Source organism: Streptomyces sp. NPDC045701, from assembly GCF_056432045.1.
This window is the reverse complement of record NZ_JBWKJV010000001.1, coordinates 275,169-287,330: the sequence shown is the minus strand read 5'-3', so window position 1 is coordinate 287,330 and position 12,162 is coordinate 275,169. Positions and strand designations below refer to the sequence as shown.

The following is a 12,162-nucleotide window of genomic DNA, read 5'->3' as shown; positions in this document are numbered from 1 at the left end:
CCCGATTATCCTGGTTCTGTGGAAGATCGCGGTGAGCAGAGGCCGCCCGACGGCGGGGTACGCCCGGAGATCCTCGCCTCCTGGCAGCGCTCGCAGTCGCTCGGGATCGACACGGAGGGCGCCGCCCTCCCGGTCGAGAGCGACCTCGACCCGGACGCGCGGCTCGTCCGGGCCGCCGCGCCGGTGCTGGAGGATTTGTGCCGGCGCTTCTCCGGTCTGCCCGTCACCGTGACGCTGGCCGACGCCCGGGCGAACATCGTGGACCGGCGGGGTGACCCGGCGGGCCTGGATCTGATGGACGCCGCCTCGCTCGTACCGGGCGCCAACGTCGACGAACGGTTCATGGGGACCAGCAGCGTCAGCATGGTGCTGAGCACCAGGGCGCCGTTCGTGGTGGTCGGCCACGAGCACTTCCTGCACAACCTCAAGGAGCTGACCTGCATGGCCGCCCCGGTGCGCGACCCGGTGGGCGGCACCGTGCAGGGCGCGGTCAACCTGTCCGTACCCAGGGACCTGGCGGAACCGGACATGGCGCTGGCCCTCCAGGACGCCACGGAGCGCATCGCGGAACGCCTGCTGGACCTGAGTACCGCCCGTGAGCGCAACCTGATGAGTTCCTTCCTCCGGTCCCGGCGGCGCGGCGAGCACGCCGAGCTGCGCCTCGGCTCGGGCGAGCTCGCCCCGCTGGGCGCGGCGGCTCCCCGGCTGGACCCGCAGGAGCGGCTGGCGCTGCTGGAGAGCGCCATCGAGCTGATCTCGTCGCCCGCGCCGCCGGAGGACGGCCGGGTGTTCGCGGAGGTCGCGCTGGCGGGCGGACGGATCGCCACGCTGCGCCGCCGGGAGCTGCACCACGGCGACGCGGAGGGCGCGGCCGTCGAGGTCAGCTTCGGCGGCGGGGGTCCGGCACGAAACGCGGGGGCCGCGGGGGGTACGGGAGCCACCGTGACCGCCCCGGACGGCCGGGGCGTCCCGCTGCTGGGCACCGGCCCCGCGCCGGCCCGGCCGCCCGGGAGCGCCCCCGGCTCCGGAGCGGGGAACGGTACGGCGGGCGGGCACACCCCCGGGGCCGAGCCCGGGACCGCGACGGGGCCGGACACCGGGGCCCGGCCGGGCGGCACGGGAGCCGACGACGAAGGCGACGAAAGCGGCGAGGGCGGCGACCCGACCGACGCGTGGCTGCTGCTGGTGGGCGAGCCGGGGGTCGGCCGCCTGGCCGCCGAGGCGCGGGGGCGGCTGTCCCTGCTGAACGAGGCCGGCGTCCGGGTCGGCACCACCCTGGACATGCGGCGCACCGCCGAGGAACTGGCGGAGATCGCCGTGCCGCGCCTCGCCGACCTGGTCGTGGTCGACCTGGTGGAGGACGCCCTCACGGGCGAGGAGCCCCCGGCCGGACGGCCCGCCCCCGGCGCGGCGCTGCGCCGGGTGGCGGCCTGGGCGGGCGAGGACTCCCGCGACGCGCGGGCGGGCGGCCTGGACGAGCCGGTCACGTACCCGCCCGGCACGCCGCAGGCGCGGTGCCTCGCCGGCGGGCGGCCGGTCGCGGACACGGTGATGACCGCCGCCCTGACCGGCCCGCCGACCGGGCCGGAGCACCCCGTGGACCTGCTCGGCGAGGGCGTGCACTCCTACCTGGCCGCCCCGCTGTGCGCCCGGGGTGCCGTCCTGGGCCTCGCCGGGTTCTACCGCCGCGGCAGGACCCGGCCGTACGAGCAGGACGACCTGACCCTCGCGGGCGAACTGGCCGCCCGTACCGCGATCAGCCTGGACAACGCCCGCCGCTACGGCCGCGAGCAGCGGGCCTCGCTCACCCTCCAGCGCAGCCTGCTGCCGCGCGACCTGCCCCGGCTGACCGCGGTCGACCTGGCGTCCCGCTACCTGCCCGCCGACGCCCGGACGGGTGTGGGCGGCGACTGGTACGACGCGATCCCGCTGTCCGGGCTGCGGGTGGCCCTGGTCGTCGGGGACGTCGCCGGGCAGGGGCTGCACGCGGCGGCGACCATGGGCCGGCTGCGTACGGCGGTGCACACCCTGGCCGCCCTGGACCTGCCGCCGGAGGAGGTGCTGACCCACCTCGACGACCTGGTCAGCCGCGGTCCCGCCGACGCGGAGGACCCGGCCACCGCCGCGACCTGCCTGTACGCGGTGTACGACCCGGTGTCCTGCCGCTGCACCGTCGCCGGGGCCGGCCATCCGCCGCCCGCGCTGGTGCCGCCGGACGGCCCACCGCGGCTGCTCGATCCGCCGACCGGTCCGCCGCTGGGGCTCGGCGGGCTCCAGCCGTACGAGTCGGCCGGGTTCGAGCTGCCGGAGGGCAGCCTGCTCGCCCTGTACACCGACGGGCTGCTCAAGGAGGGCCGCGGCTTCGGCCACACCGACGCCCGCACCGCCCAGTTGCTCGCCGCGCTCGACGGGCCCGAACCGTCACTGGAGCGGATCTGCGACCGGATCACGGGCGTGCTGCTCCCCCATGGCCCGCGCGACGACGTGGCGCTGCTGCTGGCCCGCGTGCACGCGCTGCCGGCCGACCGGGTGGTGGCCTGGGAGCTTCCCTCCGACCCGTCGGTGGTTTCCCGCGCGCGCGGGCTGGCGCACCGTCAACTCGCCGAGTGGGGGCTGTCGGAGCTGGACTTCAGCACCGGCCTGGTGGTCAGTGAACTGGTCACCAACGCCGTGCGGTACGGGGGCCGGGGCACGGTGTGCCTGCGGATGCTGCGCGACGGCTCGCTGATCTGCGAGGTCTCCGACCGCAGCAACACCTCCCCGCGCATCCGCCGCGCGGCCACCACCGAGGAGGGCGGACGCGGCCTGTTCCTGGTGGCGCAGTTCACCAAGAGCTGGGGCGCCCGTTTCATGCCGCAGGGCAAGACGGTCTGGGCCGAGCAGGTCACGCACGCCGGCCGGTCCGACGCCGAGCCGGACGAGCAGACGCTGCTGGCCATGTTCGACGACCCGGCGTGAGCCGTCCGCGCGACGGCCGCCCGCCCCATGACCGGCGGTCGTCCCCCCTACGGCCGGCCCGGCGGAGGCGCGGGCCGTGCGGCGGCCAGCGACCCGCCGAACGCGACGGCGGCGGCCGAGAACAGGACGACGGGCGGGAGGGGCAGCAGCGCCACCGACAGGCCGAGGACCACCAGCGAGGCGGCCAGGCCCAGTCCGCTCAGCGACCGTGACCGTACGACGAGGTCCGGGGCGGAACGCGCCACGAGCAGGCACACCGCCCCGCCGAAGATCAGCGCCGTGGCCATGACGAACGACATGCCCAGGTCGAGGTCGCGCAGCGTGCGCCGGACGCCACCGAACTCGATCCCGTACGCCCGCATCGCCGCGACGGCACGGGCCCCGGCGGGGTCCTGGGGGCGCAGCTCCGTCAGCACCGCGAGGGTCAGGTGGCCGGCGCCGGTGAGGATCCAGGCCCAGGCGCCGGTACGGAACGCGGCCGTCGCCCGGCGGGGCCCGGGTCCGGCCGGGCGGGTGCCTGGCCCGGTCGTCTCAGTGCGCACCGGAGCCCGCCGTCCATCGGCGGCCGATCATCCGGAGCAGCGCGGGATACACGCCCAGGTACCGGAACGGCTTGATGGCGGCCATGTAGGCGGTCCCGAGCAGCCCGTTGGGCTTCACCAGGACGGCCATCCGGCCGTGGTGGCCGCCGGTGCCGTCCGGGACCCAGCCGATGTGCATCACCGTGTGCACGGTGGCGTTGGCCATCTCGGCCGCCCACTCGTCGTGCGTCTGGTAGACGGAGGTGAACGGGGCCACTCGCGTGTCCGGGCCCCGTGGGCCGTCGCGGAGGTCCTCGGGCAGCCGGTCCCGCAGACTGCGCACCCGGGCACCGACGCCGGAACCCGGCTTGTCCCAGCCGAACAGGGCGCCCAGCTTCCAGCGGAGCGCGAAGAGCGCGCGCGGTACGGGGGAAGGGACGGGCGCGCCGTCGCCACCGCCGTCACCCTCGGCGAACTGGCGCACCAGCCGCGCCAGGCCGTCCGGGCCGCCGGGCGTCGGCAGGTCCCACACGTCCTCGACCCGGAAGTCGCCGGCGATCTCGTGGATGCGCCAGGGGTAGGACGTGTGCGCGGTGCTGGGGAGTCTCATGGGCGTGCCCCGATCTATACGATGGCGTATAGATCGAGGGTAGACCCATATATACGGCACTGTATAGATGGGCCGGGACGTGAGGGGAGACACACCATGGCCGTGGCGCGCACACCGCGCGGCAAGTGGATCGAGGAAGGGCTGCGGGCGCTCGCCGCCGGTGGCCCGGACGCCGTGCGGATCGAGCCGCTCGCACAGGCGCTCGGCGTCAGCAAGGGCGGCTTCTACGGGTACTTCGCCAACCGGGAGGCACTCCTCACCGCGATGCTCGACACCTGGGAGCGCGAGGTCACCGAGGCGGTGATCGAGCACGTCGACGGTGGTGGCGGGGACGGCAGGGCCAAGCTGGACCGGCTGTTCACCCTGGTCGCGGTGGCCGACGACGCGGTGCCCCGGGGCACGGCGATCGACCTCGCGCTCCGCGACTGGGCCCGGCGCGACGAGGCCGTGGCGCAGCGGCTGCGGCGCGTCGACAACCGGCGGATGGACTACCTGCGCTCGCTGTTCGCGACGTTCTGCGACGACCCCGACGACGTCGAGGTGCGCTGCATGCTCACCTTCTCGGTCCGGGTCGGCACCCACGTCGTGGCCGCCGACCACGACGGCCGCAGCCGCGAGGAGGTCCTGGCGCTGATCAAGAAGTGGCTCCTGCGCTGACCCCCCACCGCGTCCCGCCCCACCCGGCCGCCGGGCCAGGCACCGGACCGGACCCCCGGCCGACCGGACGTCAGGACGGACACCGGGCCCGACACCGTGTCAGGCCCAGAGCCGGACACCGACCCGGACCGGGCTCGGACCTGGCCCCGGACCCCGGCCCCGGACCCGTCCGGACCCGGGACCGGACACCGGCGCCGGCCCGGCACCCGCGGGGGCGCCGGGCCGGCGTCGGGCCGGCCGCCCGGTGCGTCCGGGTGGCCCGTAACCGGTCGCGCTACGGCATCCACTTCCGCCACGTCGGCTCGTTGGCCGCGACCCACTTCTCGGCCGCCGCCTCCGGCGTGAGTTTCTGGTCGGCGATCATCAGCGCCACGTCGTTCTGCGCCTCGGTCGTCCAGCGGAAGTTCTTCAGGAAGGCGGCCGCCTCCCCGCCCTTCCTGGCGAAGTCGGCGTTCAGGAACTTCTGGAGCGGGGTGTGCGGGTAGGCGCAGGCCACCTTCTCCGGGTCGGCGTCGCAGCCCTCCTTGTACGCGGGCAGCCTCACCTCCGTCATCGGCACCTTCTCGAACAGCCACTGCGGCTCGTACCAGTACGTCAGGAAGGGCTTCTTCTCCTTGGCGAACTGCTTGATCTGGGTGATCTGCGCCGCCTCGGAGCCCGCGAACACGACCTTGTAGTCCAGGCCGAGGTTCTTCACCAGCGCCTTGTCGTTGGTGACGTACGACGGTGAGCCGTCCAGCAGTTGGCCCTTGCCGCCGCTCTCCGCCGTGCGGAGTTCGTCGGCGTACTTGTTCAGGTTCTTCCAGTCGGTGACGTCGGGGTGGGCCTTGGCGAAGTACGCCGGGACGAACCAGCCGATGTGGCCGGTGACGCCCAGGTCGCCGCCGCGCGCGATGGTCTTCTTGTCGGTGACGTACCGCCGCTCCTGCTCCGGGTGGCCCCAGTCCTCCAGGAGGGCGTCCACCCGGCCCTGGCTGAGCGCGTCCCAGGCGGGGACCTCGTCGACCTGGACGGTGTCGACGCGGTAGCCCAGCTCGTGTTCCAGCAAGTACTTCGCCACGGCGACGTTGGCCTGGGCGCCCACCCACGACTGGACGGACAGGGTGACCGTCTTCGTACCCCGGGCGGCGGCGTACGGGGACGCCTGCTGGGTCATGTCGGCCGCGCCGCAGCCGGTGAGGGTCAGCAGGGCGAGGGCAGCGGCGCCGACAGTCGTACGCGAACCCATGTCAGGCCTCCTTTCCGGACGGCTGGGTGACCCGGTCGAGCATCAGGCCCAGGCAGACGATCGCGGCGCCCGCGACCAGACCGGTCGCCAGGTCGCCCTGCGCGAGGCCGAACACCACGTCGTAACCGAGCGCCCCACCGCCCACCAGGCCGCCGATGATGACGACGGCGAGGACGAGCACCACCGCCTGGTTGACGGCGAGCAGCAGCGCCGACCGGGCCAGCGGGAACTGCACCTGACGCAACTGCTGCCAGCCGGTGGCGCCCAGCGAGCGGGCCGACTCCAGCGCGACCGGGTCGACGCCCCGCAGGCCCTGGGTGGTGATGCGGACGACGGCGGGCAGCGCGTACACCACGGCGGCGGCGACGGCCGGGGCGCGGCCCACGCCGAACAGCGCGACCACCGGGATCAGGTAGACGAACTGCGGCATTGTCTGGAACACGTCCAGCACCGGGCGCAGCAGCCGCTCCAGGCGGGTGCTGCGCGCCGCCCCCACCGCGATGCCGAAGCCGAGCACCAGCGTGACGGCCACGGCGGCCAGCACCTGGGACAGCGTGTCGAGCGACGCGTCCCACACGCCCAGGACACCGATGGCGGCCATCGCGCCTACCGCCGTCAGGGCGGTGCGCCACGTACCGACGAGCAGCGCCAGCGCGCCGACGACCAGTAGCAGCGTCCACCAGGGCAGCGCCTGGAGGCCGTCCCGTACGGGGTCGAGCACCCAGCCGGTGAAGCGCGCCGCCCAGTCGGCGGTGCCGCCGATGACGGGGACGCCCGAGTAGAGGTGGGCGGTCATCCAGTCGACGGCCCGGTTGACGGGCTCGGCGATGCCGACGTGCCACGCCCCGGGCCAGGTGAGCCCGCCGGTCAGACGGCCGGTCACGGCGGCGGCCACCACGGCGGCGGCGCAGCCGGTCCAGGCGCGGCCCGAACCGCTCCGCGACCGCGCGCCCGTGGCGGTGCGGTCGAGCACCACGGCCAGCAGCACGATCGGGATGCCGGCCGCGAGCGCGGCACCGACGTCCACCGACGCGAGCGCCTGGTAGACCCGGTCGCCGAGGCCGCCGGCGCCGATGACGGACGCGATGACCGCCATCGACAGCGCCATCATGATCGACTGGTTGACGCCGAGCAGCAGCTCCTTGCGGGCCAGCGGGACGCGGGCGGTCAGCAGCCGCTGCCTGCCGGTCGCGCCGAGCGAGGCCGAGGCCTCCAGGACGCCGGGGTCGGCGGCGCGCAGGCCCAGCGCGGTGAGGCGCGCCATGGGCGGGGCGGCGTAGACGACGGTCGCGAGGACGGCGGCGGGGACGCCGATGCCGAAGACCAGGACGACGGGCAGCAGGTACGCGAAGGCGGGCAGGACCTGCATGGTGTCGAGGACGGGCCGCAGGGCCCGGTACGTACGGTCGGAGAGCCCGGCGGCGAGGCCGAGCACGGCACCGAGGGCGACGGACGCGGCGACGGCGACGGCCATGAGGGCGAGGGTCTGCATGGTCGGCACCCACATGCCGAGCAGCCCGCACACGGCGAACGCGGCGACGGCGGTGACGGCGAGGCGCACCCCGGCCAGCCGCCAGGCGACCAGCCCGGCGGCGGCGGTGACGCCGGCCCACCCGGCGGCGAGCAGCACCAGGTAGACGCCGCGGACGGACAGCACGACGGCGTTGCTGACGTGCCCGAAGAAGTACAGGAACAGCGGATGGCTGTCGCGGTTGTCGACGATCCAGTCGCTGGCGGAGCCGAGCGGCCCGGACAGGTCGACGGACAGGGCGGCGGGCCAGCTGCCGCGGCCGGCGAGGACGAGACCGAGCGGTACGAGGACGAGGGCGGCGGCCACCGGCCAGTAGCGGCGCGCGGCGACCGGCGTGCGGGGACGGGCGGGAGCGGTGACGGCCGCGGTCATGCCGCCGCCTTCCCGACGGGGACGCCCGCGACGACCGACAGCAGTGCCTCGTGGTCGACGACGCCCACGCACCGGCCGGCGTCGACGACCCGGACGGGGCCGCCGCTGCGGGCGACGGCCTCGATGGCCTCGGACACGGTGGCGCCGGGCGCGAGGGCCGGGCCGGACTCGGCCTCACCGCCGGACGACGGCCGCATGGCGGAGCGCACGGTGATCACCTGCTCGCGCGGCACGTCGCGCACGAAGTCGCGTACGTAGTCGTCGGCGGGCGCACCGACGATCTCCTCGGGCGTGCCGAGCTGCACGATCCGCCCGTCGCGCATCAGCGCGATGCGGTCGCCGAGGCGCAGGGCCTCGTTGAGGTCGTGGGTAATGAAGATCATCGTCCGGCCCTCCTCGCGGTGGAGCCGGATGACCTCCTCCTGCATGTCGCGCCGGATGAGGGGGTCGAGGGCGCTGAACGGCTCGTCGAACAGGAGCACTTCGGGGTCGACGGCGAGGGCGCGGGCGAGGCCCACGCGCTGCTGCTGGCCGCCGGAGAGCTGGCCGGGCCTGCGGTCCTCCATGCCCGCCAGGCCGACCTTGGTGACGACCTCGGCGGCCTTGGCGCGCCGTTCGGCACGGCCCATGCCCTGGATCTCCAGCCCGTACGCGACGTTGTCGAGGACAGAGCGGTGCGGCAGCAGGCCGAAGTGCTGGAAGACCATGGCGGCGCGGTGCCGGCGCAGTTCGCGCAGCCGGGACTTGTCCATGGACAGGATGTCCTCGCCGTCGATCGCGACGGTGCCGGAGGTCGGCTCGATGAGCCGGGTGAGGCAGCGCACGAGGGTGGACTTGCCGGAGCCGGACAGGCCCATGACGACGAAGACCTCGCCCTTGCGGACGTCGAAGGAGACGTCACGGACGGCGGCGGTGCAGCCGGTGCGCTCGCGCAGTTCGGCGGCGGGCAGGTCGGCGAGGTCGGAGCCGGGCACACGCGTGGATTTGGGGCCGAAGACCTTCCACAGTCCCTCGACGGAGAAGACCGGGGTCGTGGTGGCGGGGTCCGTCGTCGCCGGGCTCGTCACCGGGCTCGTCAGGGGGCCCGTCACCGGGCTCGTGGCCGGACTCGTGCCGGTGGGACTCTTGCTGTCCGGGGTCGTCCTCATCACGCACCGCCTCCCAGCAGTTCCGCGGCTTTCTCGCCGACCATCAGCACCCCGATCATCGGGTTGACGGCGGGCATGGTCGGGAAGACGGACGCGTCGGCGATCCGGATGCCGTCGAGTCCGCGGATCCTCAGGTCGGGCCCCACGACGGCCCGTTCGTCGTCGGCGGCGCCCATCCGGCAGGTGCCGGCGGGGTGGTAGACGGTGTGGGCGACCTTGCGGGCGTACTCGCCGAGTTCCTCGTCGCCGGTGACCTCGGGGCCGGGGCACACCTCGCGCTTGAGCCAGCCGGCGAGCGGCTCGGTCCTGGCGATCTCGCGGGCGATGCGGATGCCGTCGACGAGCGTGCGGCCGTCGTAGTCGTCCGGGTCGGTGAAGTACCGGAAGTCCAGGGCGGGCTTGACCTCGGGGTCGGCGCTGGTGAGGTAGAGCCGGCCGCGGCTGCGCGGCTTGGGGATGTTCGGCGTCATCGACACGCCGTACGCGGGGCGCTCGTAGCCCAGCCGCTCCGGGTTGTCGGTGAAGGGGATCTGGTAGAAGTGGAACATCAGGTCCGGGCCCCTGGACTCGGGGTCGCGGCGCACGAAGAGGCCGGCGTCGCTGTCCATGGCGGAGTTGTCCGGGATGGGCCCGTCGGTCTCCCAGACGATGACCGACTCGGGGTGGTCGAGCAGGTTCTCGCCGACGCCCGGCAGGTCGTGGACGACCGGGATGCCCAGCTTCTCCAGGTCCGCCCTGGGTCCGATGCCGGAGTGCAGCAGCAGCCGGGGCGTGTCGACGGCGCCGGCGCAGACGAGGACTTCGCGGCGGGCCGACACCAGCCGCTCGGCGCCGTCCTTCGTGCGGACGTGGACGCCGGTCGCCCGCGTGCCGTCGAGCTCCAGCCGGTACGCCCAGGTCTCCAGCATCAGACGCAGGTTGGGGCGCTCGTCCATGATCGGGTGCAGGTACGCGACCGACGCGGAGGAGCGCTTGTTGTCCTCCGGGTGGTACGCGAGGTCGAAGAACCCGACGCCCTCGTGGAAGGGCTTCTTGTTGAACCCGTCGACGCGCGGGACCCCGAGCGCCTTCTCGGCGGCGTCGACGAAGTCGCGGGCGATGGCGTTCCGGTCCTTCTCGTCGACCGGGACGATGTTGTTGAGGAGCTTGTCGTAGTACGGGTCCATGGCGGCGGCGTTCCAGCCCTCGGCCCCGGCCTCCTCCCACTCGTCCCAGTCGGACGGCAGTGGCTTGAAGGAGATCAGCGTGTTGTGGGAGGAGCAGCCGCCGAGGACGCGGGCGCGGCTGTGCCGGATGTGGGAGTTGCCGCGCGGCTGCTCGGTGGTGGGGTAGTCGTAGTCGAGGTCGCCGCCGAGCAGGCCCATCCAGCGGCGGAGGGTGAGCACGTCGGGGCGGTCGACGTCGGAGGGGCCGCCCTCGATGACGGCGACGGTGACGCCGGGGTCGGCGCTGAGCCGGTGGGCGATGACGCTGCCGGCGGTGCCGCCGCCGACGATGACGTAGTCGTACACGGTGGTGTCGGTCATGGTGGGTTTTCCCTGTCCCCTGCTCAGCCCGCGAACCAGCGCACGGGGCGCGGGGCGAGGTTCTGGTAGACGTGCTTGCTCTCGCGGTACTCGGCGAGCCCGGCCGGGCCCAGCTCGCGGCCGATGCCGCTCTTGCCGAAGCCGCCCCACTCCGCCTGCGGCAGGTAGGGGTGGAAGTCGTTGATCCAGACGGTGCCGTGGCGCAGCCGTCCGGCGACGCGCCGGGCGCGGCCGGGGTCGGCGGACCAGACGCCGCCGGCCAGGCCGTACTCGGTGTCGTTGGCGAGGGCGACGGCCTCGTCCTCGGTGCGGAAGGTCTCGACGGTGAGGACCGGGCCGAAGACCTCCTCGCGCACGACGCGCATCCCGCGGTGGCAGCCGTCGAGGACGGTCGGGCGGTAGAAGTAGCCCTCGCCGTACGCGGGGCCGGTGGGGCGTGCGCCGCCGGCGCGCAGGACGGCGCCCTCGGCGAGGGCGGAGGCGACGTACTCCTCGGTGCGGGCGAGTTGCCGCGCGGAGACGAGGGGGCCGCACTCGACGCCCTTGTCGGTGCCGCGGCCGAGGCGGATCTTCTCGGCGCGGCGGGCCAGTTCGGCGACGAAGCGCTCGCGCAGCGGCTCCTCGACGATGAGGCGGGAGCCGGCCGAGCACACCTGGCCGCTGTGGATGAAGGCGGCGTTGAGCGCCTGGTCGACGGCGGTGTCGAAGCCCTCGTCGGTCGCGCAGGCGTCGGCGAACACGACGTTGGGGTTCTTGCCGCCCAGTTCGAGGGCGACCTTCTTGACGCCGTCGGCGGCGGCGCGCATCACCTTCGTACCGCTGGCGAGTCCGCCGGTGAACGACACCAGGTCGACGTCGGGGTGTTCGGACATACGGGCGCCGACGGGGTCGCCGGGGCCGGTGACCAGGTTGGCCACGCCGGGCGGGAGTCCCGCCTCGGTGAGGAGCCGGATGAGGGCGACGGTGGTCAGCGGGGTGATCTCGCTCGGTTTGATCACGAAGGTGTTGCCCGCCGCCAGGGCCGGGGCGACCTTCCAACTGGCTTGGAGCAGCGGGTAGTTCCACGGCGTGATCAGGGCGCAGACGCCGACCGGTTCGTGGACGACGACGCTGTGGACGTCGGACGACCCGGCGTCGACGACCCGGCCGCCGCTCTCGTTCATGACGAGGTCGGCGAAGTAGCGGAACGCGTCGGTGACGCAGTCGACGTCGACGCGGCCCTCTTCCAGGGTCTTGCCCGCGTCGCGGCTCTCCAGCAGGCCGAGGGTCTCGCGGTCGCGCTGGAGCAGGTCGGCGACGCGGCGCAGCAGCGCGGCCCGCTCGGCGACGGGGGTGCGCGGCCAGGGGCCCCGGTCGAACGCGGTGCGCGCGGCGGCTATCGCGGCGTCGGTGTCCTCGGCCCCGCCCTCGGCGACGACCGCGAGGGTCGTGGCGTCGGCGGGGTCGAGGATCTCGCGGGTGGCGCCGGTGGCGGCTGCTCGCCACTCCCCGCCCACGTGGATGGTCTGTTGGTCCGACACGTCGCGTTTGCCTTCCGTTCCCGAATCTCGTCACCGACGGTGGTCGGCGACCGGGCTCCCTGCCCTCAGGAACGGAAAGCATGCGCGAAAG

The 12,162-nt window shown here is 74.2% G+C and carries 9 protein-coding genes; 2 read left to right on the top strand and 7 right to left on the bottom strand.

Annotated features, from left to right (window positions below):
* The first annotated feature begins 18 nt into the window (after positions 1 to 18).
* A complete protein-coding gene (locus AC07DW_RS01435; RefSeq protein ID WP_478855553.1) occupies positions 19 to 2,958 on the top strand; it encodes a SpoIIE family protein phosphatase in 2,940 nt (979 codons plus the stop codon).
* A gap of 47 nt (positions 2,959 to 3,005) precedes the next feature.
* Here the strand turns inward: AC07DW_RS01435 and AC07DW_RS01430 are convergent, their stop codons facing one another.
* Positions 3,006 to 3,500, bottom strand: coding sequence for an LIC_13387 family protein (locus tag AC07DW_RS01430; protein ID WP_478855552.1), 495 nt, complete (start codon positions 3,498 to 3,500; stop codon positions 3,006 to 3,008).
* Complete coding sequence (locus AC07DW_RS01425; RefSeq protein WP_478855551.1) at positions 3,490 to 4,089, bottom strand: DUF2867 domain-containing protein; 600 nt, start codon at positions 4,087 to 4,089, stop codon at positions 3,490 to 3,492. The genes AC07DW_RS01430 and AC07DW_RS01425 overlap by 11 nt, the downstream gene beginning before the upstream one ends.
* A gap of 96 nt (positions 4,090 to 4,185) precedes the next feature.
* Here AC07DW_RS01425 and AC07DW_RS01420 point away from each other — a divergent pair, with 96 nt between their 5' ends.
* Positions 4,186 to 4,746, top strand: coding sequence for a TetR/AcrR family transcriptional regulator (locus AC07DW_RS01420; RefSeq protein WP_478855550.1), 561 nt, complete (start codon positions 4,186 to 4,188; stop codon positions 4,744 to 4,746).
* A 274-nt stretch (positions 4,747 to 5,020) separates the two neighbouring features.
* Here the strand turns inward: AC07DW_RS01420 and AC07DW_RS01415 are convergent, their stop codons facing one another.
* From AC07DW_RS01415 to AC07DW_RS01395, 5 genes are read right to left on the bottom strand one after another with little or no spacing between them, the layout of a single operon-like run.
* Positions 5,021 to 5,974: an ABC transporter substrate-binding protein gene (locus AC07DW_RS01415; protein ID WP_478855549.1), complete on the bottom strand. Its 954-nt coding sequence runs from the start codon at positions 5,972 to 5,974 to the stop codon at positions 5,021 to 5,023.
* A 1-nt stretch (position 5,975) separates the two neighbouring features.
* Complete coding sequence (locus tag AC07DW_RS01410; protein ID WP_478855548.1) at positions 5,976 to 7,877, bottom strand: ABC transporter permease; 1,902 nt, start codon at positions 7,875 to 7,877, stop codon at positions 5,976 to 5,978.
* Positions 7,874 to 9,025, bottom strand: a complete 1,152-nt coding sequence (locus AC07DW_RS01405) for a quaternary amine ABC transporter ATP-binding protein (RefSeq protein WP_478855547.1) — start codon at positions 9,023 to 9,025, stop codon at positions 7,874 to 7,876. The genes AC07DW_RS01410 and AC07DW_RS01405 overlap by 4 nt, the downstream gene beginning before the upstream one ends.
* Positions 9,025 to 10,551: a GMC family oxidoreductase gene (locus AC07DW_RS01400; protein WP_478855546.1), complete on the bottom strand. Its 1,527-nt coding sequence runs from the start codon at positions 10,549 to 10,551 to the stop codon at positions 9,025 to 9,027. Before AC07DW_RS01400 ends, AC07DW_RS01405 begins: the two co-directional genes overlap by 1 nt.
* Positions 10,552 to 10,574: 23 nt before the next feature.
* Positions 10,575 to 12,071 (bottom strand): aldehyde dehydrogenase family protein, encoded by a 1,497-nt coding sequence (locus tag AC07DW_RS01395; protein WP_478855545.1) that lies wholly within the window; start codon positions 12,069 to 12,071, stop codon positions 10,575 to 10,577.
* Positions 12,072 to 12,162 lie beyond the last annotated feature (91 nt).

Excerpts from the sequence above, each read along its gene's own strand:
- AC07DW_RS01400 (WP_478855546.1), bottom strand. The coding sequence starts at position 10,551 with ATGACCGACACCACCGTGTACGACTACGTCATCGTCGGCGGCGGCACC.
- AC07DW_RS01420 (WP_478855550.1), top strand. The coding sequence starts at position 4,186 with ATGGCCGTGGCGCGCACACCGCGCGGCAAGTGGATCGAGGAAGGGCTG.
- AC07DW_RS01410 (WP_478855548.1), bottom strand. The coding sequence starts at position 7,877 with ATGACCGCGGCCGTCACCGCTCCCGCCCGTCCCCGCACGCCGGTCGCC.
- AC07DW_RS01415 (WP_478855549.1), bottom strand. The coding sequence starts at position 5,974 with ATGGGTTCGCGTACGACTGTCGGCGCCGCTGCCCTCGCCCTGCTGACC.
- AC07DW_RS01405 (WP_478855547.1), bottom strand. The coding sequence starts at position 9,025 with ATGAGGACGACCCCGGACAGCAAGAGTCCCACCGGCACGAGTCCGGCC.
- AC07DW_RS01425 (WP_478855551.1), bottom strand. The coding sequence starts at position 4,089 with ATGAGACTCCCCAGCACCGCGCACACGTCCTACCCCTGGCGCATCCAC.